The sequence below is a fragment of the Cupriavidus sp. KK10 genome (assembly GCF_018223725.1).
Lineage (GTDB): Bacteria > Pseudomonadota > Gammaproteobacteria > Burkholderiales > Burkholderiaceae > Cupriavidus > Cupriavidus necator.
On record NZ_CP073677.1, the window covers coordinates 326,827 to 343,726 of the forward strand.

The window sequence follows — 16,900 nt, forward strand, 5'->3', positions numbered from 1 at the left end:
GACTAGACCCGGATTTCGATGATCGGGACTGAACCCCAATCGACAAGTAGCTCGCCGTTGGAGCCGCTACGGTCCACGATTTGCTTTTTCATCTCGTCAATATCGAAGCGAACAGGCACGTCGAACTGGCCCGCCCACGTCAGCACGTCCGAGCTTTGCGGATAGAGTTTCGCCGCGCCACCGGTGCCGGTGTTGCCGGTAGTGTTCGCCGCGATGGTTATTTGATTCGTGCCGACCGCTGTGATTTGCCACAGCTTGCCGTTTAGCGTCGTGCCTAGCGTGCCGCTAACGCTGCTCACGCCGACGTACTTGCCAACGGCTGCGCCAGTGAGCGCCGCCCCGAAGCTAAGCACCGTCACTGCACCAGGTGTAAAGCCGGTGATGTTCTGCGACGCGTCGGCGCCGAACGTCACGAGGCCGGTTGAGGTGTCGAGCGAATATTGGCCGGCGCCACCGCCAGCAGTCACCGGCGCCGCATTGCGGAAGAGCTGCGCAGTGCCGACGACAGGCTTTGTGATGGTGCGCAGCTCACTGAGGGCGCCGCTAACGTATGCCTTGCTGAGCTGAAAGACGCCCGGCGTGACCGTCGACGCAATGACGCCGTTTGCAGTCGTCACGCTGTAGTCAGTCCAGTCCTTGATGCGGAAGCCGTGCGCGCGGCCTTTCATGACGCGAAAGAACGCGTCGATGGCGGCAGTGTCGGCGACGCTCATCAGGCGGCGGCCCACTTCGAAATGGCAGCGGGGTTGCGTCCATGCGATAGCGCGCGATTCCCGGCCCGAGTGCACCGGCGTAACGACCGTCATATAAGCCGGCCCGACAGTCGCGCCGAACGCGATGTTGTCGGGAAAACGGGGGGATTCAAGGAAAGCCATGTTTAGGTGTTCCTCGCTTGCGAAATCGACGCGTGACGCATGATTGCCGCTGCCTGCTGCTGCGCGCTTTGCCGCGTCGTGCCCGGCGGTACGTTGATGTGCATGTTAAAAATTGACTGGCGGCCACCGCCGCCGCCGGCTTGCATCGGTACGACGGTGCCGCCTTGCTGGCCGGCAATCAGAAACGTGCGGTTCGCGACGTTCAGCAGCTCGGGGCCGTTCTCCGCGACTTCGTAGAAATGGCCGGGCCGCACGTCGCCACCATCGGCCATGCCGCCGCCCCACATCTTCGAAATGAACGAGACAGCAGTCCCTATCCATGAGTCGGAGCCGTCTGCGCCCTTCGTCTGGAATAGCTGTTTCGCAAAGGCGTTCGCGGCAAGCTGCGTCAGCGTGCGGGTGATGCTGCCGGCGAAGTCGTTCACGGCGTCCTTGAGCGACTTCGTGTGATTAACCATGTCGGTAAGCATCGTCGCGAAGCCGCCCGAGAATGCTTCGCTGAGCTTGGTAGAGAGCACGTCCGCGCTGGCTTCGAGCTGCTTAACCTGAATGTCGAACTGTTGCGCGAATTGCAGCATCTTGGGGTCGCCCGACTGCATCGCGATTTCCGTCATCTTGTCAGCGATGGCGCCGAGTTCGCGCGCAGCGTTCTGGCGCGCAACGCTCGTACGCGCGAGCGCTTCCATTTCATTCATCGCGCCTGTTTGCGCGCGTACAGCGTAGCCATCCTGCGCGATGTTCAGGCGGTCGATGACCTGCTGCGCCAGTGCCTTTTGTTCGTTTAGCTCGCCCTGCGCGATGGTGAGCTGCCGGGCGCGATCAATGTCGGCGGCAGTCTTGTCGTCGCCGCGCAAAAAAGCCTGCTGCGATAGCCTGGCATGGGCGCGGTCAAACGTGGCGGCGGCATTCTCGCCAAGACGGCCTTGCAGCTTCGCGAGTTCGCTATTCAGCTTCTCGACTTCAATCCGATAGGCTTCGGTGTCGCGCGCCTGTTGCGGCGTCAGCTCGTTGAGCTTTGACAGGCTTTCCGCGATGGCGCGGTTCATCCTGTCCTCAAGCTCTTTCGCCTTGGTGGTGGCGTCAATGCGTGTCTTCGCATCGCCGGCACGCTGCGCGTACTGCTGCGTGAGCGCTATCTCTTGCTCATAGTTCGCGCGCACTTTGGCGATGTGCTCTTCAATCGCATTGCGCTGGCCTTGATAGTAGTCCGCCGATGAAATCATGTCGGCGCGGTAGTGATTCGCCAGCATGCGCTCACGCTGCTTGAGCAAATCGTCTTCGCGCTTAATGGCGTCTTCAATGGGGCGAAGCTGCGCGTCCAGATTCGCCTTGTCGATGCCCGCTGCTTTCGTGTCCTTGAAACGGTCATTGATGCCGGCGAGCGCTTTGTCATACGCGCCGCCAGAGAACTTGAACCCGGTTTCCTCGCTGCCGCTGACCTTGACGCCCTTAAGCATGGGCGAGTTCGGGTTAGCGACTGCGAGCGCTGAAAAGTCTTGCTGTAGCTTCGTGATTTCCTTCTGTTTCGCGTATGACTTGTCGAACTGCACGCGCAGCTTTTCAAGATCATCGGCCGCCTTAATTGCCGCTGACTGCTGGCGCGCAATCGACGCCTGCCGCGACGCTTGCGAGTTCTCTAGCCGCTGCATCTCGCGCAAGTTCGCTAGCTCTTGCTCGTTCTCGCGCGTCCAGACAGTTGCATTGGTGCCGGCAGTGTCAAAGCGGCGCTGTGCTGCCGCACGCTGGCGCTCTAGCGCTTCGATTCGGTCGCCTGTAGTCTCGGGTCGACCGATGGCTTTCATCGCCTCCCAGGTGCCGCTAATCGCTGCCTTGACCCCGAGCCACATACGCTCGATGACGCCGAGCTTTTCTTTCGACACGTCGGCGAATCGGTTATGCAGCGCTTCAAGGTTGAGCATCAGCGCCTGCTCAGTGCGCCCGGCGTCTTCAAGTGCCTTGATGCGGTCGTACGTCGCCGCAGTCATGTAGTGCATGCTGCGGTTATGCTCTGCCGCCCACTTGGCGACACCATCAGTCATCTTTGCGTAGTCTTTCGCTACGTCTTCGACCTTCTCGCCGCTGACGCGGGCATAGGCAATGATGCCTTCGGCGGCGGCGCTCATCTGCTGCCGCGTAAAGGCGCCGGTCGAAACCAGCGCCTGTATTGCTTCGCGCGATGCGCCGACAGTCGACTGCGTCGACTCGGCGACGCGCTTCGACATGTCATTAAAAGAGTCCGCAGTCATCCCGGCATAGTTGCCGGTTAGCAATAGCGACTTGCTGAAAGCCTCCGCCTCTGCATGACCCTTGTACATCGCGAACGCTAGCCCGCCGACTGCCGCAATCGCGAGATTGACCGGCGTAAGTAGCGCGGCAATGTAGGTGCCTACGCCCTTGATAGCTGGCCCGATGCCGCCAAACATGTCTTTCAGTTGCCCGCCTTGCTGCGTAAGCACCAACAGCGGATTCTGACCGCCGGCAAGCTGCGTGACTATGTCCGTCATCTGCGCCGGCACCATGCGCATGGCGTTTGCCGCTTGCGCTGCCGATACGCCGACACGCCCGAAAGCCACTTCGGCATTGCGCATGCGGTCGGCAAATTGCGAAGCGTTCGCCGCGCCGCCGGCTTCGACCGCGCGCGAGATTTGCGCAATCTGTGACTCAATGCGCTTGACCCGATTGGCGACGACGCTCTCAGCCGCGCCCATGTCGGTATCAAGGCGCGCGACGTTCGCCTGCAGCTCAATGATGAGAGAACCGAGGGACATAGCTAGACCTTTCGCCCGAAGACGGCAGTAAGAATCAGCGCGGATTGCTTTTGCGGGTCGTCAAGCAAGACCGGTTTGTCAGGCTCACGCGGCAGGAACGGCATGAAGTGCGACGGCTGGTAAGGCTCTGGCAGCGCCACAGAACCATGATTCGCCGCAGCGGACGCGATAATGCCGGCGCGCAAATCGGCGCGACCCTCGCCGAACGGGTCGATGCGGTCGAACGCCATCCACTCGGCAAGTTCGGCGCTGTCGATCACGGCGAGCAATTGCCTTACGGTCATGCCGAGCGCGAGCGCGAGACGAAAATAGAAACGCCGCTCGGGGCGGCGCTCTAGTTTTTTTGCGCTTCCTCTACGCTGTCATTGCCGAGGCCGTTGATGCGCTGCGCGACCTTAAACAAGCGTTCCAGGGCAGTGGCGCTTTTTGCGGCCAGCGCTGCAATCTCCGCTTCGCTGGTGAAGAGTGGTTCGCCGCTCTCATCGACCAGCGTCGCCGCGACGAGCTTCGCGCGCATGTTCGTCAGGTCTGCGACGCGCTGCCCGTTCTTGAAGCCGACCATACTTGCCTCGTATGCGTCGCGCGCTGTCCCGCTCATCATCCGAATGATGACCGAGCCGCCCCACTCGGGAACGTCGACGGTTTCGGTCTTGATATCGTCTGCGGTGAGGATTTGCTCTTTGCTCAGCATGGAACGCCCCTTACGCATAGGTCACAGGACCGGTGATGATGATATTCACGCTCGCCGAAACGATCTTGTCGACGCCGCCATCCCACGGGAACGTTTCAACGAAGCCCGAGAACGTCGCCGTCTTGCCGTTCGGCAAGGTCAGCTTGTAATTGGCGAGCGTCGCGGCAGCCTTGTACTCCTGCAACGCCACTTGGCCGGGGTCGGTCGCGTCCACGTCCACATCGAAGCCGAACGAGCCGGGGTCAAAGAGGCCAATGCGGAACTCTTTCGCAGTGCTCGACAGGTTCGTCGCGTCGAGCTTCGCATTCTTGCCGTCGAAGCCTTTGATGGTCTTGAAGTTGCCGATACCCAGCCATGCAACAGGCGTGGCTGTGCCGCCGCTCGTGTACGCGGCGCCGCCGGTCGTATCAACGTCAACGGCGAAAGTGTTCGTCGTCTTGTTCTTAACGACGAGCTGCAAGCCGTTGAGCACGGTCGTGCCGCCGATGCCGGCCAGCGTCACCACATCGCCGTTATTGAAGCCGTGCGCGGCGGCGGTGAGGATGGTCGGATTGCCAAGCGCAATGCCGGTGATGTTCTTGGCAGCGCCGTTGCCGCTCGATACTTGAAGCGTCGAGCCTTGCGAGGAAATAGCGGTGGTTGGCATTTCGCTTTGCTCCAAAAAAAGAACGGCCCGCACGAGACGGGCCAAGGGGGGCGGGGTGATGCTTAGTAGTGCCAGACTGAGTAATCGAGCACGACGCGATAGAGCATTACGTCTGGCTCGTATTCGTCGTTTTCGAGGTTGAGCACGTTCTGTACAGCCCATGCATGCATGAGCGCGCGAACGCTTCCAGCGAGGGCGACAGCCTGTGCATAGGTGTTCGCCCACACGTCAATCTGGAAGCGGGTATTAGCAATCGGCGGAGTGCCATTGCCGGCGAGGGTGTTCTCGACGGTCTCGGCGACGCGCTGATAGACCAGGTACGGCGGCGCGGCGTTCTGCGCGGCGGTCATCGGGAAGATTCCGCCAGACGCAACGCCACTAAGCAGCGTGGTTAGCTGTTCCTGTATCGACGGCATAGGTAATGCCCAGCTTGCTCGCCTCGCGCGGGATGCGCTCGCGTAGGTATTGCTCGATGGCCTGAATCGCCGCGTTTTTCTTCGCTTCAAATGCAGGCCGCATGAACGGCTGCGCCGGGATAAAGCGGCCCGGCGGCGCTGCGTACTTCGCGCGATGCGCCTTGCGTGTGCCGGTCGTGCGCGGCGGTACGTACCAGTGCCCGAACTCGACCCATTTCGCGTAATGGGCGTCAAGGTTCATGACACGCTTACCGCGCCGCTTTGCGCGCTGGTCTTTGCCTTGACGAACACCGACCAGCACCGTTTGCACGATGGCGCTAGAGCGCTCGGGCGCATGCGTCTGATAGATGGCACGCTTTAGCCGACCGGGGTCGACGCGCTCGTCAGGTGCGCCGTACTTGCCGGGCTGATACACCGGCGCGCGGAGCGCCGCCTCTTTGCGAATGACAGCGGCGCCGGCATTCACAGCGCCGCGAAGGATGTTCTTTGCGATGTTCTGCGGCAGCGCGTTTAGCGCGTCGTTTAGCTCGCGCAGACCTTTAACGTACTGGTCAGCCATCATTCATCCCCTCTGCCGCCAACAGCTCAATCGTGCGATTGGCTTCGTCAAGGTTCATTGACGCCTGAATATTGAAAGTGCGGGCGCCGTAGACCACGCGATACGCAGCGACGACACGCGGGTCGGCGAATATCGCGTCGTAACGCACGGTGATGCGGTGAGACACTTCGGTCGACACCGACATAGCGGCGATGCGCTCATTCCCGGCCAGAGGCTCGACGTACGCATAGACTTTCTTTACGTCAGTCCAGGTCGTGACCTGTTGCCCGAACCCGTCTTGCGATGTGCCGCGCTGCTGAATCGTGATGAGCCGATTCAGGGTGCCAGCCCGTATGCGCGCTGTCATGGCAGGGAAATCCGGTAGGGGTCCAGCAGGCCATCAATGAACGGCAATTCTTTGATGCCGCCGCGAGTCAGAAACGCGACTTCCTCGCGGTTCTCGTACAGCGAGCCGAGCCGAATCAGAATCCAGTTACGCAGGCCTTCGGGCACGACGCCGATAAAGTTCGAGCCGCTGCCGTTGTCGGTGAAGACGACCGGCACCCCTTCAAGGTCAGTCAGCGTGTAGACGCTTGCCATCGCTGAGCCGATGAGGTAGTTCGTTTGCGCTTGCAACCCGGCAGGCAGTGCGCCGCCGGAGTTGTAGAACTGCACCACAGCGCCGACCGGATAAGAAACCGGGCCGCTAATCCTGAATGTGCCAGACGACGCCGCTACGACGCTCACAGGCGACGCGTAGCCCGCGTTATAGGTCACGCGTACTGCGCCGCTCTCCGGGCGCGCTACGGGCCAGATTTCGCCAAAGCGCGGCGTGATGATGCCCGGCAGCATAGCGTTCTGGACTGTGTAGACACTCGCGTCGAGCGTTTGCAGCTCGCCGGCCATGTCGAGGTATTCGACTTTGACCACGTCGACCACAGGCGCGCGCGGCAGAACGATTGCGCTCGGCGGGATAGACACGACGCCACAAGCCGCCGGTGCCGCACCTGGAACGGGAAAGCGGTCAATGATGTACTGATAGCGCGCGTGTAAGAGCTGCTGCCGCGTCTTCTGTTCTGCTGCCTGACGAGCGCCGGCAAGCATGCTGCGGATAATCGCGTCTTGGCCGTCGTCTGTAACGCGCAAATGCAGCTTCGCGTCGGCGAGGTTGATCGGCTCGCCGCTTGGCGCTTGCACAAGGATTTCGGGCATACAAAAAAGCCGGGGCTTTTGGCCCCGGCCCTCTCTCTGCTGCGCTTCCGCGTTAAACGATCTGCGCGACGCTGGCCGCCGCGCTCGGCGGACCCTGACGCGCGCCGACACCCAGCAGCACGCCAGCAGTGAGCGACGCTGCGGTCCCCACGGTCACCGAAAGGCGAACGAAGGAGAAGCCGTTATTAACGTCGAGGTCTTGCGGCAGGAAGTTGATGAGCGCTTGGCGGTTGTTACCGCCGCCGGCTGCAAGCTGCGTGATGGACTTGCCGCTAACGTCCTTCGCGCCGGTGCCCGAACTGTCCTTCGCCTGCTGAATCTTGGCGTCGACGGTTGCGCTCGCACCGAATGCGCCGACCGCCACAAGCGCCAGAAAGGCGTGGTAGTCGTCGGCAGACACCCATGCGGTAGTGGCGGCGCCGGCGCCCTGCGAGGCAGGGTCAATCGTGCCGATAACCGCCTGATACTCGGTAGGTTTGGTAAACATGGCTGGTTTCTCCCAAATGAAGCGGGTTAGCGGGCGCCGAGCTGGATGAACGGCGAAAGCGTATTGCTACCCTTCGCCTGCACAATCGCTGCCGAAATCTTCGGCTGGCCGTCCACGCGGAACGTTGCGCGGAACGCGGTTGCGTCGGCGTCGAAGTAGAGATGCATCGACGTTGCCATCTGCACGCCGCCTGCTTTCGTGAGCGTCCGGTAGTAGCTCATATCAACCAGCGCGATATCGCCCTGCGAGCTGAACGCGGCGGCGTGCTGGCTCACAGTGATGGGGCGCCCCATGAGCGTGCCGTACGGCGAGCCTTGAGCGCCGGCAGACACCGGCAGATAGATCGGGTAATTGCCGAGCGTCAGACCGAACAGCGCCGGCAGCGCGTCGGGCGTGATGAGCCACAGCGATTTCGGGAAGCTACCAGGTGGAAGGCGGGCGATCATCTTCGTGATGTTCGCGAGCTGCACCGTCGACGCGGCCTGACCGGATTCCTTCGCCACGACCACAGCGGCAGAACCCGCGAACGCGCCTTGCGGCTGACCGGCACCGCTGCCGAAGAGAAGCGACTCGTTCGTCTTCCAGCGGATCGAGCGCGCCATCAGGCCGGGCAGGTACGACTGCAACGCGCTGGTGTCTTCCAGCAGCTCGTCAGTAACCGGCACCAGTGCCATGAGCTTATGCAGCCGCATGCTGTCGACACTGAATTTCGGTTTCGTCGCAGTCGCGACCGACGCTTCGGCTTGCCAGTAGGCTTGCACGCCGTCAGTGCCCCACGGCGTCGACTCGTCCTTCGGGAAAGTCATCCCGTTGCCCCGAACGTTGACATTGTCGGTCAGCGGCAGCAGGGCATCGTCTTCGAGCGACAGCGTAAAGATGCTGCTGGCGAATTCGGGAGGGATGAGATAGCCGCCATCGGCGCCGCTCGCTTCGTTCGCGTAGGTGCCGGGCGCTGCCGCGCCAATCAGCAGACGACGGTCGGGAATGCTGCCGCCGCGCGAGGCGGCGCGGACCACACTTGCGAACTCGCCGAAGCTCTGAAAGCCACGGCGCGGGTCTTGCTCGACGTTCTCTTCGACGGTCACGCGTGCGTCATCAGCCGCCGGGATGACGGCAACGCTGCGTTCAGCTTCGATAAGCGATTCCTCGCGGGAAATCTGCGCGCTGAGGCTGTCGATTTGCGCGCGCAGCTCGTCGTATTGCTTCGCTTCCTCTTCGTTGAGGTCGCGCTCGTCGGCGGCTGCGGCGTCAACCAGCTTGCGAGCTTCGGCGACAGCCTGTGCCTTGCGTTGCAGCAGGGCGCGGAGTTTCTTATTCATGATGCTGGCTCCAGAAATGAAAAAACCCGCACTCGGCGGGTTCTGTGTACTGCGCTGGTTTCGGCCAAAGGGCCGGGAGGTGTCGCCCCATAGGGGGCAATTCGTTACATGCCTAACAGGTCGATTTCGCGGCGTGCGAGCGCCGTCGCGCGCGTCTTGCTGCCGCTGCCGATGGCCTTCGCCATGCGGCGGACGACTTCGTCAAAAGTGGCGACGCCGTCGACCATGTTTTCGGTTCGCGCCGCGTTCGCGCTCAGCACGCGGCCTTGGCCCATGCCTTCGCGCACGACTTGCACCGTCACGCCGCGATTACGCGCTACAGCGCGCGTAAAGGCGCCGTAATAGCCGTCGACACGCTCCTGCATTGCTGTGCGCGCTGCGTCGTCAAGCGGCGCGTATGGATTGCCTTCTGTCTTGTACTTGCCTGCCGACACAAGCGTCGTCTTCACGCCCATTGCGTCGAGCGCTTTCGAGTAGTCCTCATGCGCGGCATAGACACCGATCGAGCCAGCCTCGCCACCTGGAGTAATGAAGAATTCGCCGGCGGGCGATGCGAGCCAGTACGCAGCGCTCGCGGCGAGGCTGTTCGCAATGGCGGTGATTGGCTTTTGTGAGCGGGCGCGGTAAATCTCGTCGGCAAGCTCTTGCACGCCGTACACGCTGCCGCCGGGGCTATCCACGTCAATCAGGATGCCGCCGACCGTGTCATCGGCGAGCGCGGAGCGGAACGCTTGTGCAAAGCGCTCAGTGCTCATCGAGCCGGGGCCGCTCAAGTCGTCGGCCATGTTCCCGCGCTGGGTCACGATGCCGTACATCGGCAAGACGGCGATTGCGCCATTCCCGGCGCGGTTCGCGCTCTCACGCCGCGCCGCCACGGCGGCAGCGTCAGCGCGCACGGATTCCATCACTTCGGCGCTCGCCGGCTGGCCGAGATGCCAGCGCGCGAGCACCGACGCCGCCGCGCTTAAGCGCTCGGGCATCAGCGCCCACGGCGTAGCAAGGAACTCGGAAATCAAAAGTTCGCTTTTCATAGCTTGCCCCTCAGTGCTAGACGTTCAAGGCGTGATTCGGTGAGCGCTTCAAGTTCGCCGTTGTAGAACGTCTTAACGTCTTTCATGTAGTCGAGCTGTTCGCAGCAATAAGCAACGGCAGATTCGACAGGGACGTTAAGCGCTGCTGCGACGAACTTCGCATGCTTCGCATATGCATCGGGTGCGCGCTCATAGAACGTCGGCCCGATGAGCGTTTCCAGCATCGCCATTTCTTTACGCGCGACACGCGCTGCGGTCGCTGTCGACAGCGCAACGAGCCGCGCGTCGGGGTCTGGCTGCACCTGGTCGGGCGGCTCGGTCGCTGGCGGCTCGTTCGGCTGCTGGCCTGTCTGGTCGGGCAAGTCTTCGGCTTCGCTCTCTTCGACCATGTTTAGCGGGCGAAGCGGCTCGTCCAGCCCTTCGAGCGGGTTAAGCGACTCCATCACGCGCGCCTCATTGCGCGTCATCCACCCATCAAGAATCCCGTTGTGGTAGTAAGTCGAACGCGCTTGCGCGTCGCCGCGAAGCAGCGCCGTTACGGGAAACTCGACATTAAGGTCGGTGTCCTCTTCAAGAAAGGTGTAGCGAATCGCTTCCTCCCAGCGCACCAGCCAAGGCCGCAGGGTGTTCGTGACGTACTCCAACGCCTGTTGCTCGATGTTCGAGAACGTCGCGCGCTCTAGGTCGCCGATCATGTGCGGCGGCACGCGGAACAGCCGCGCAATCTCGCTGATAGAGAACTTCCGCGTCTCTATGAACTGCGCGTCATCGTTGCTGACTTTGACCTCATGAAACTTCATACCTAGATCAAAGATCGCGACCTTGTGCCGGTTCAACCCGCTTTGCTGATCCTGATAGCGTTCGCGGAACAGGCGCCGCTGTTCGTCGTCTTTGAACTGGCCGGGGTACTCGATCCAGCCCGGCGGGCGCGCGTCGTTCAGGAAAAACCGCATCCCGTAGTCTTGCGCCGCGATGCCGGCAGACAGTGCTTTGCGCGCGCACTGAATCGGGCTGTAACCGCAGACACCGTCGCCGCTCAGGCCGCGCACATGGAAGACTTCGCCGCGCGTCAATACAAGTTCGGTGCCGTCGAGCTGGCGATACCGAAACCGCCAATTCGTGTCCGACAGCATTTCAATGGTCGTGCGGTCGGGGTGCATCGGAATGAGGTCCGTAACGTCGCCGCGACGGTCGCTGACGATGTGCGCATAGGCATTGCCCCGCAAGGCTAGATGCCCCTGCATCATTTCGCGGAACTCCATTGGGTTCTGAAACGAGTTGGGCCGGCGCGCGAACAGCCGATAAAGCCAGTGCTCGCGCATGCGTTCCTTCGCGCCGTCGTCACCCTCGCGGTACAGCATGAAAGGCAGAGTCGAAACGCCCTCAGCGAGCACGCGCACGCATGCATAAACAGCCGTGAGCTGTAGCGCCGACTCGCTGGTAATGGGGCCGCCAACGCGTGAGGGAACCGGCTCAAACCAGAAATTGCCCCACGGCGAGCGGTCCCCGTTTTCGCTGGCCTCGGCACGAATGGAGAGGAACATTTAGCTATTTCCTACGCGCCATTGCAGCGCCGAAGATGGTCAAGGCAATGACGAGCGCCCCGACTGTTGTCAGTGCGGCGGGCACACTGACGAGCGCGACGCCTGCACCGACCAGCGCGAGGCCGATAGCCAGCGCGAGGTTATAGGTAATGGCAGTCATAGAAAGCTCATCGAGTAGTTGTCCGGCATGACCGGGTAAAGCTCGGTACCGACGATGGCGCGACCGGCGCCCATGATGAGAGCCACCGGGCCGTCGATCTTGTTTTCGGGCTTTTCCTTGCGCGGATAGATGTTTTCCTTCGCATCCTCTTTGGCGACGACGTTAGCCATCATCCAATTGAGGACCGGGTTACCGTCGTGATGAAAGCGACCGGCCTTCACAGCGGCGCCGATTTCCTTCATGCCAGGCGACATGTTCTGCACCGTCTGCCGATACTCGACAACGGTCGCACCGTCTTTCGCTAGCTGGTGCGCGAGCTGCGTCGCGCGCCAAGGGTCATAGATGACCTCTTTCACCGCGAACCGCTTCGACATGTCCCGCACGTCTTCGCGGATCATGTCGAAGTCGATTTCGGCGCCATCAGTAGCCGTTAAGTACCCCTGTGCAACCCACTTGAGGTACATGTGCTGATTGAGCTTGTTCTCTTCGATGGTGTCTTCGGGCAGGTAGTAGCGCCCGAATGCGTAGTAATGATCTAGGCCGTTGAGCTTGCGGCGGAAGAGTTGCACGAATGCGCAAATATCGTTCTTGCTTGCGAGGTCGAGAATGAACCAGCAGTCATCGCCGGCAAACTCGTCAATCGTTAGCAGCGGGTCGGCGCATAGCTGCCATTGCTGCATATTCATCCACGCTGCGCGCGCTGAGCACCAGACGTTGAGGTGCTTCGTCTTGAAGCGGTTCGCCCCAATCGGGTTCATGACTGCGCGCCGCTGCTGCATGAGCAAAAAGTCTTCGAACACAGAGACGCCGAAATTCGGATTCGCCTTGCGCAAGACCTTCGGGTCGGCCCAGTCGTCGCCCTCGTCAATCGAAAAGATGATGCCGAAAAGCTCGTCGTTCTCAATGACGCCGTCGAGCACGCGCTTAAGCTCTAAGTGCTTGTCGTAGCAGGGGCCGCCGATGTTGTAGCCGCTCGTCGTGATGATGACCGTTAGCGGCTGTTCGCGCGCGCCCATGCCGGTCTGCATCGTGTCGATAAGGTCGGGCGTGTCGTGCTCGTGGAACTCGTCAATAATCGCGCACGACGGCGATGCACCATCACCCGGCTTGCCAATCAGCGGTTCGAACTTCGAGCCGTCAGCGTCGCAAACGATGGCTTTGGCCCACAGGTCGAGCTGCGCAGCTTCCCTCAGCTCTGGCGTGCGCTCGATCATGAGCCGCGCCGGCTTGAAAACTTCCCATGCCTGTTTCTCGGTCGTCGCGCCGCTATACACCTCCGCGCCGAACTCGTTGTCGCATGTCAGCATGTACAACCCAATCACAGCGCCGATGACTGACTTCCCGTTCTTACGTGGTATCTCGTCGTAAATCTCGCGGAAGCGCCGCATCCCGTCTTTCTTGCGCACCCAGCCGAAGGGCACCGCGAGCACGAAGCATTGCCAGCCCTGCAACGCGATTTTCTGACGCTGAGCGGCCCACTTGCCTTTGGTGTGCGGCAATTGCTCAGCGAACGCGCAGATACGCTCGCCGGCCGCCGCGTCGAACATGTACGGATAGCGCGACGAGCTGCACGCCTTTTCCAAGTCGCCCAGGTGACGGGCGCACGCGAGCCGCACGTATTTGCCGGCGGGAATCTTTCCCGCGACCACGTCGCGCGCGTACTTGTGCGCCTTATCTACATGGGGGCAACGAGTAGGCATTTGCAGTTGAATATACGGCCATGAAAGATCGTTCTAGACCTGGCCGGTGAGTGGGGTACTAGTTGTTTGTGTTGCCTGCAGGATGCGCCAACATTGGGATCCAGTAGACGCGGCGACGCATGAAGCATGGGATGCGTTGGGGCACGCCGTGTGTCATACTCGACGGCTCTTCAGCGAACAAACAACCCACCGAACTATGGACAGAAGAACGGCGTTTTTGGACACCTTGTGTGGCGTCGGAATTGTGGAGCGTCCTCTATGAGCCAAGCAAAGCGCTGGGAAACGCTAAAAAATTACGAGTCATTCGAGCTGGTCAAAAATGATTATTTCGAGCGACACGGACGCACGCCTAGCACCGCACACGCCCGAGAAATAGCTGCGGCTTTTTCGCACTCGCGTTCGTACTTCGCTGCCGCTCGCGAAGCTGAACAGACGGTGAAGCCACTGCTGTTGTACTACGGGATTGTCAGTATTTCGCGGGGTATGACGTTGGCATTGACACGGGGGCTACGAGAAGCTGCCTTGGCACCAGCCCATGGACTTTCAGTCAAGAGTTGGAACGACGAGCTGAGCAAGGATAACCCTGATTTTTCAGTGCTCGCTGTGGAGGTAAATCAGACCGGCTCTTTTCTCGATCTCGTTCAGGCCACGGGCCATCGCTCTCTTCTGAGACACAATAACTCTGGAGTGAACTACCATCACCACAACCCGCCGATAACGCCGCAGTCACAGTACACGTTGGGAGAAATCTTAGCTCGGCTGCCTGCATTGCAAGACCACTATCGCCGATGGCAGGCCACCTCCGCGTGCTGCAATTTTCAAATGCAGGTCTTGAACGAATCTAACGAGGTTATGTTTAAGGTCCTTCGGTTCGCTTATCTGCCGCACATCACGCGAGATTTCTCTGATGCAATGTTTCAGAACAGCGGGTACTCGTTTCATAGCGAAAGTCCCGACTTCTTTGCGTACCGTGGCCCGAACGACCAGAAAGTGATGCCTGGAATGACCGACTTTGCCAGTCATTGGAACATTGGCGATGTCTGGCTAACTCGCCGATATCCGAAAGGTTCAAACCTCTCCAGCGTAGCCACCCTGTTCCTGCTCTCCTACGTGCTAGGCATGCTCGTGCGGTATTTCCCAACAAAGTGGACAGCGCTCGTAAGGAGTCAGATTGGCGATGCCGCATTGCCGACAATCGCAGCCGCCATTGATGCGATTGAAAATGAGTATCCGCGGCTGGTATTGGATTTCATGCTCGACAAAGAGCGGTAATGGGGCAATCCCGTGGCGCCCATTCTGGTCGCTACTAATTGCGCCTGCCCTCAGTCAACTCCGAAGATCGGCGATGAATCTTTTTTTCCCGCCTACGGGGCGCGCAGATTGCTGCCATCAGCATCACCCATCCCCACATGAACAAAGCCAGCAGCGGCATCATTTCTGGCCTCAGCGGTTGTTTTTGACGAGGTCAGAAAACGGGTTCTTATCCGGTTTCTTTGCCGCCCCGGTCACGCGCGACCGACTCGACGGCGTCATCCCGAATTCAACGAGTAACTTCGTCATTTGCTCGAACGCCTTGTTGGCGATAGCTAGAAACGGCGATTGCACCGGGTAGCCGCTAGGCGCCTTCACCACGGCGCCGTACTTGACGACCTGCTCGTTTGCGTCTTTCCAGCGCGCGAACGCCTCGCAGTACAGCGCGAGCGCTTGCGCGTCCATCTCAGTCAGCACGCCCGCGTCATCGAGCTGCCGCGCGATCATGGGCCAGTGCTTCGCCGCTTCGGGCGACAGCCACTCTGGCATGGCCGCGCCGGCGTCCGGCTGCGGTTCAGTCTCTGGCAATGGGCGCCTGCCGGGATTTCCCCGAACGAGCTTGAGCGCGGTCGGTGTCGGTTTGCGTCCTCTCATGATTGCCTCTGTGATGGAGCGTGACGGTAGGCGCTACCCCTCCGCTGTACCGGTGGACCCGGCCATCGCTTGCTTGTCACGCGTAATCGGTTCGCTGCGCTTCGGGTACGGCAGCGCTAAGTGTTCCAGGCGGAGCCGCATCTCTTTGTCGAGCGGCAGCAGATAGCGGTATTTCCCTTCGGACTTGCGCTGCGGCAGCTTCGAAGGGTCCGCGACCCGGCGCGAGCCGCCGAACGCGCCGCCGCTCACCTCGCGGTTATGTTTCCACCTGCCTTCGTGGTAGAACTCGCGGCAAACTGCCGAGCGCCCCGCGTATATCCAGTTGCCGGCCTGATAGATGCCGCCGTGGTGCCCCTGCCGCGTATCGGCGAACGACACGATAAGCCGCAGATTCGGGCTGTTCTTTCGTAGAAACTTGATCGCAATGGCGACGATGCGGCTTACCGGCGTCTCATGCTTCGTGAGCGCGATTCGCACCAGCTCGCACACTTCAAACGGCGTCAGCCCGTACGGCCTGCCGAGGTGCGGCGAGGCGCCCCGCGCGAACAGCACGCAGCCGATAAACTTGCCGCGCTCCCAGACGCCAACCTTGACGAGCGGCGGCATCGGCATGCGGTGGCTGTAATGCCACGTTTCTACGGCATACTTCGCCGCCTCATGGGTGCACCAGTCGAGGCGCAGCTCAAGGGGTGAATTCGTGGCCGCAATTGGGGCAGGTGCATTGCTTTTTGGCATCTAGCTTGCCCTGTTCGTCTTCGCTGCCCGGCCCGAAGTCGCGACCGACGAGCGCTTCCTCTATCTCTTCCGGCTTGAAGCCGATGACGGTCAAGTCGAAGCCCTGCGTACTAAGGTCTGCCAGCTCAAGGCTAAGCAGGTCTTTATCCCAGCCTGCTTGCTCGGCGAGCTTGTTGTCTGCGAGCACGTAGGCGCGGCGCTGCGCTTCGGAGAGATGCGCGAGCGAGATAACAGGAATGCGGGCTTCGCCGAGCTGACGAGCTGCGAGCACGCGCCCATGGCCGGCAATGATGGTGCCGTCGCCGTCGACCAGCACCGGGTTAGTCCAGCCGAACTCGCGCAGGCTGCCGGCAATCTGCGCTATCTGCGCCTCGCTATGCGTGCGCGCGTTGCGGGCGTAGGGAATCAGCGCTTCGATTGGCCGGTACTCGACCGTGAGTGCATCCCGCTTGCTCATCGTCGCGCCTTAGTTCGCGTCGCGGCTGATGGTGCCGGCGCTGGCGGTAATCGAGGCGCTCGACAGCGGCACCGATTCTGGCGGTTCGGCAGTCTGCCAGCTCACGTACCCGCCGCAGGTAACCGAAATGTCCTTCGTGTCGTCGTCGCCGAGTAGGTCAATGACGGCGTACGCATTGGCAAGCACTGCGGCGCGGTCGCGCGCGTGTACCGGTTGGCCCGCGACGACCTTGTCGAACTCGACTTCGACTGCGGCAATTGCGTCGGCCTTGTTCGCGGCCCTAACGTTGAATGAATAGCTCATGGTCTCAAGCTCCAAGGTGCAAAAGGTGCGAAAGCCGCCGGAAGTGGCGAATCCGGCTCCCCCGATATCAATAACGCGACCGTAAAAATTGCAGCTCACGCGCGATCACCGCC

The 16,900-nt window shown here is 61.1% G+C and carries 20 protein-coding genes; 1 reads left to right on the top strand and 19 read right to left on the bottom strand.

The features are described 5' to 3' along the window. Positions 1–2: 2 nt before the first annotated feature. From KB879_RS39195 to KB879_RS01710, 15 genes are all read right to left on the bottom strand, one after another. Positions 3–875: a DUF2460 domain-containing protein gene (locus KB879_RS39195; protein ID WP_249221235.1), complete on the bottom strand. Its 873-nt coding sequence runs from the start codon at positions 873–875 to the stop codon at positions 3–5. 2 nt (positions 876–877) lie between these two features. Continuing rightward, the gene (locus KB879_RS01645; RefSeq protein WP_211980612.1) at positions 878–3,643 is read right to left on the bottom strand and encodes a phage tail length tape measure family protein; all 2,766 of its coding nucleotides are present in this window, start codon (positions 3,641–3,643) and stop codon (positions 878–880) included. A 2-nt stretch (positions 3,644–3,645) separates the two neighbouring features. Then, entirely contained in the window at positions 3,646–3,927 is a 282-nt protein-coding gene (locus tag KB879_RS39200; protein WP_249221236.1) for a DUF4035 domain-containing protein, read from the bottom strand. A 50-nt stretch (positions 3,928–3,977) separates the two neighbouring features. Continuing rightward, positions 3,978–4,334 carry a hypothetical protein gene (locus KB879_RS01655; RefSeq protein WP_211980613.1) on the bottom strand — a complete coding sequence of 119 codons (357 nt, stop codon included), beginning with the start codon at positions 4,332–4,334 and terminating at the stop codon, positions 3,978–3,980. A gap of 10 nt (positions 4,335–4,344) precedes the next feature. After that, entirely contained in the window at positions 4,345–4,980 is a 636-nt protein-coding gene (locus KB879_RS01660) for a phage tail tube protein (RefSeq protein ID WP_211980614.1), read from the bottom strand. Between the two features lie 62 nt (positions 4,981–5,042). Beyond that, positions 5,043–5,330, bottom strand: a complete 288-nt coding sequence (locus tag KB879_RS01665) for a DUF3168 domain-containing protein (protein WP_249221237.1) — start codon at positions 5,328–5,330, stop codon at positions 5,043–5,045. 28 nt (positions 5,331–5,358) lie between these two features. After that, entirely contained in the window at positions 5,359–5,958 is a 600-nt protein-coding gene (locus tag KB879_RS01670) for an HK97-gp10 family putative phage morphogenesis protein (protein WP_211980615.1), read from the bottom strand. Continuing rightward, on the bottom strand, positions 5,948–6,301 hold the full coding sequence (locus KB879_RS01675; RefSeq protein ID WP_183282317.1) for a phage head closure protein: 354 nt from the start codon (positions 6,299–6,301) through the stop codon (positions 5,948–5,950). The genes KB879_RS01670 and KB879_RS01675 overlap by 11 nt, the downstream gene beginning before the upstream one ends. Beyond that, the gene (locus KB879_RS01680; protein ID WP_211980616.1) at positions 6,298–7,146 is read right to left on the bottom strand and encodes a phage head-tail connector protein; all 849 of its coding nucleotides are present in this window, start codon (positions 7,144–7,146) and stop codon (positions 6,298–6,300) included. The genes KB879_RS01675 and KB879_RS01680 overlap by 4 nt, the downstream gene beginning before the upstream one ends. A 52-nt stretch (positions 7,147–7,198) precedes the next feature. Continuing rightward, on the bottom strand, positions 7,199–7,633 hold the full coding sequence (locus KB879_RS01685) for a hypothetical protein (protein WP_211980617.1): 435 nt from the start codon (positions 7,631–7,633) through the stop codon (positions 7,199–7,201). 26 nt (positions 7,634–7,659) lie between these two features. Next, positions 7,660–8,952, bottom strand: a complete 1,293-nt coding sequence (locus KB879_RS01690) for a phage major capsid protein (protein WP_211980618.1) — start codon at positions 8,950–8,952, stop codon at positions 7,660–7,662. A gap of 104 nt (positions 8,953–9,056) precedes the next feature. After that, positions 9,057–9,983: a S49 family peptidase gene (locus KB879_RS01695; protein WP_211980619.1), complete on the bottom strand. Its 927-nt coding sequence runs from the start codon at positions 9,981–9,983 to the stop codon at positions 9,057–9,059. Further along, a complete protein-coding gene (locus KB879_RS01700) occupies positions 9,980–11,527 on the bottom strand; it encodes a phage portal protein (protein WP_211980620.1) in 1,548 nt (515 codons plus the stop codon). The genes KB879_RS01695 and KB879_RS01700 overlap by 4 nt, the downstream gene beginning before the upstream one ends. Before the next feature lie 4 nt (positions 11,528–11,531). Further along, a complete protein-coding gene (locus KB879_RS01705; RefSeq protein WP_172583286.1) occupies positions 11,532–11,687 on the bottom strand; it encodes a hypothetical protein in 156 nt (51 codons plus the stop codon). Beyond that, complete coding sequence (locus KB879_RS01710) at positions 11,684–13,387, bottom strand: terminase large subunit (protein ID WP_211980621.1); 1,704 nt, start codon at positions 13,385–13,387, stop codon at positions 11,684–11,686. Before KB879_RS01710 ends, KB879_RS01705 begins: the two co-directional genes overlap by 4 nt. Positions 13,388–13,645: 258 nt before the next feature. Between KB879_RS01710 and KB879_RS01715 the strand changes: the two genes are divergently transcribed. Then, positions 13,646–14,659, top strand: a complete 1,014-nt coding sequence (locus KB879_RS01715) for a YaaC family protein (protein WP_211980622.1) — start codon at positions 13,646–13,648, stop codon at positions 14,657–14,659. 171 nt (positions 14,660–14,830) lie between these two features. Here the strand turns inward: KB879_RS01715 and KB879_RS01720 are convergent, their stop codons facing one another. The 4 genes from KB879_RS01720 to KB879_RS01735 all read right to left on the bottom strand — a co-directional run bounded on the left by KB879_RS01720 (position 14,831) and on the right by KB879_RS01735 (position 16,787). Further along, positions 14,831–15,187 (bottom strand): phage terminase small subunit P27 family, encoded by a 357-nt coding sequence (locus KB879_RS01720; RefSeq protein ID WP_249221238.1) that lies wholly within the window; start codon positions 15,185–15,187, stop codon positions 14,831–14,833. Positions 15,188–15,325: 138 nt separating this feature from the next. Then, complete coding sequence (locus KB879_RS01725; protein ID WP_211980624.1) at positions 15,326–16,027, bottom strand: protein Mom; 702 nt, start codon at positions 16,025–16,027, stop codon at positions 15,326–15,328. Beyond that, entirely contained in the window at positions 15,975–16,484 is a 510-nt protein-coding gene (locus KB879_RS01730; protein WP_211980625.1) for a ParB N-terminal domain-containing protein, read from the bottom strand. Before KB879_RS01730 ends, KB879_RS01725 begins: the two co-directional genes overlap by 53 nt. Before the next feature lie 9 nt (positions 16,485–16,493). Next, complete coding sequence (locus KB879_RS01735; protein WP_211980626.1) at positions 16,494–16,787, bottom strand: hypothetical protein; 294 nt, start codon at positions 16,785–16,787, stop codon at positions 16,494–16,496. Between the last annotated feature and the right edge of the window lie 113 nt (positions 16,788–16,900).

What these genes read in the sequence shown, in the direction of transcription:
- KB879_RS39195 (WP_249221235.1), bottom strand. Translation starts at nt 875, where the DNA reads ATGGCTTTCCTTGAATCCCCCCGTTTTCCCGACAACATCGCGTTCGGC.
- KB879_RS01645 (WP_211980612.1), bottom strand. Translation starts at nt 3,643, where the DNA reads ATGTCCCTCGGTTCTCTCATCATTGAGCTGCAGGCGAACGTCGCGCGC.
- KB879_RS39200 (WP_249221236.1), bottom strand. Translation starts at nt 3,927, where the DNA reads ATGACCGTAAGGCAATTGCTCGCCGTGATCGACAGCGCCGAACTTGCC.
- KB879_RS01655 (WP_211980613.1), bottom strand. Translation starts at nt 4,334, where the DNA reads ATGCTGAGCAAAGAGCAAATCCTCACCGCAGACGATATCAAGACCGAA.
- KB879_RS01660 (WP_211980614.1), bottom strand. Translation starts at nt 4,980, where the DNA reads ATGCCAACCACCGCTATTTCCTCGCAAGGCTCGACGCTTCAAGTATCG.
- KB879_RS01665 (WP_249221237.1), bottom strand. Translation starts at nt 5,330, where the DNA reads ATGACCGCCGCGCAGAACGCCGCGCCGCCGTACCTGGTCTATCAGCGC.
- KB879_RS01670 (WP_211980615.1), bottom strand. Translation starts at nt 5,958, where the DNA reads ATGATGGCTGACCAGTACGTTAAAGGTCTGCGCGAGCTAAACGACGCG.
- KB879_RS01675 (WP_183282317.1), bottom strand. Translation starts at nt 6,301, where the DNA reads ATGACAGCGCGCATACGGGCTGGCACCCTGAATCGGCTCATCACGATT.
- KB879_RS01680 (WP_211980616.1), bottom strand. Translation starts at nt 7,146, where the DNA reads ATGCCCGAAATCCTTGTGCAAGCGCCAAGCGGCGAGCCGATCAACCTC.
- KB879_RS01685 (WP_211980617.1), bottom strand. Translation starts at nt 7,633, where the DNA reads ATGTTTACCAAACCTACCGAGTATCAGGCGGTTATCGGCACGATTGAC.
- KB879_RS01690 (WP_211980618.1), bottom strand. Translation starts at nt 8,952, where the DNA reads ATGAATAAGAAACTCCGCGCCCTGCTGCAACGCAAGGCACAGGCTGTC.
- KB879_RS01695 (WP_211980619.1), bottom strand. Translation starts at nt 9,983, where the DNA reads ATGAAAAGCGAACTTTTGATTTCCGAGTTCCTTGCTACGCCGTGGGCG.
- KB879_RS01700 (WP_211980620.1), bottom strand. Translation starts at nt 11,527, where the DNA reads ATGTTCCTCTCCATTCGTGCCGAGGCCAGCGAAAACGGGGACCGCTCG.
- KB879_RS01705 (WP_172583286.1), bottom strand. Translation starts at nt 11,687, where the DNA reads ATGACTGCCATTACCTATAACCTCGCGCTGGCTATCGGCCTCGCGCTG.
- KB879_RS01710 (WP_211980621.1), bottom strand. Translation starts at nt 13,387, where the DNA reads ATGCCTACTCGTTGCCCCCATGTAGATAAGGCGCACAAGTACGCGCGC.
- KB879_RS01715 (WP_211980622.1), top strand. Translation starts at nt 13,646, where the DNA reads ATGAGCCAAGCAAAGCGCTGGGAAACGCTAAAAAATTACGAGTCATTC.
- KB879_RS01720 (WP_249221238.1), bottom strand. Translation starts at nt 15,187, where the DNA reads ATGCCAGAGTGGCTGTCGCCCGAAGCGGCGAAGCACTGGCCCATGATC.
- KB879_RS01725 (WP_211980624.1), bottom strand. Translation starts at nt 16,027, where the DNA reads ATGCCAAAAAGCAATGCACCTGCCCCAATTGCGGCCACGAATTCACCC.
- KB879_RS01730 (WP_211980625.1), bottom strand. Translation starts at nt 16,484, where the DNA reads ATGAGCAAGCGGGATGCACTCACGGTCGAGTACCGGCCAATCGAAGCG.
- KB879_RS01735 (WP_211980626.1), bottom strand. Translation starts at nt 16,787, where the DNA reads ATGAGCTATTCATTCAACGTTAGGGCCGCGAACAAGGCCGACGCAATT.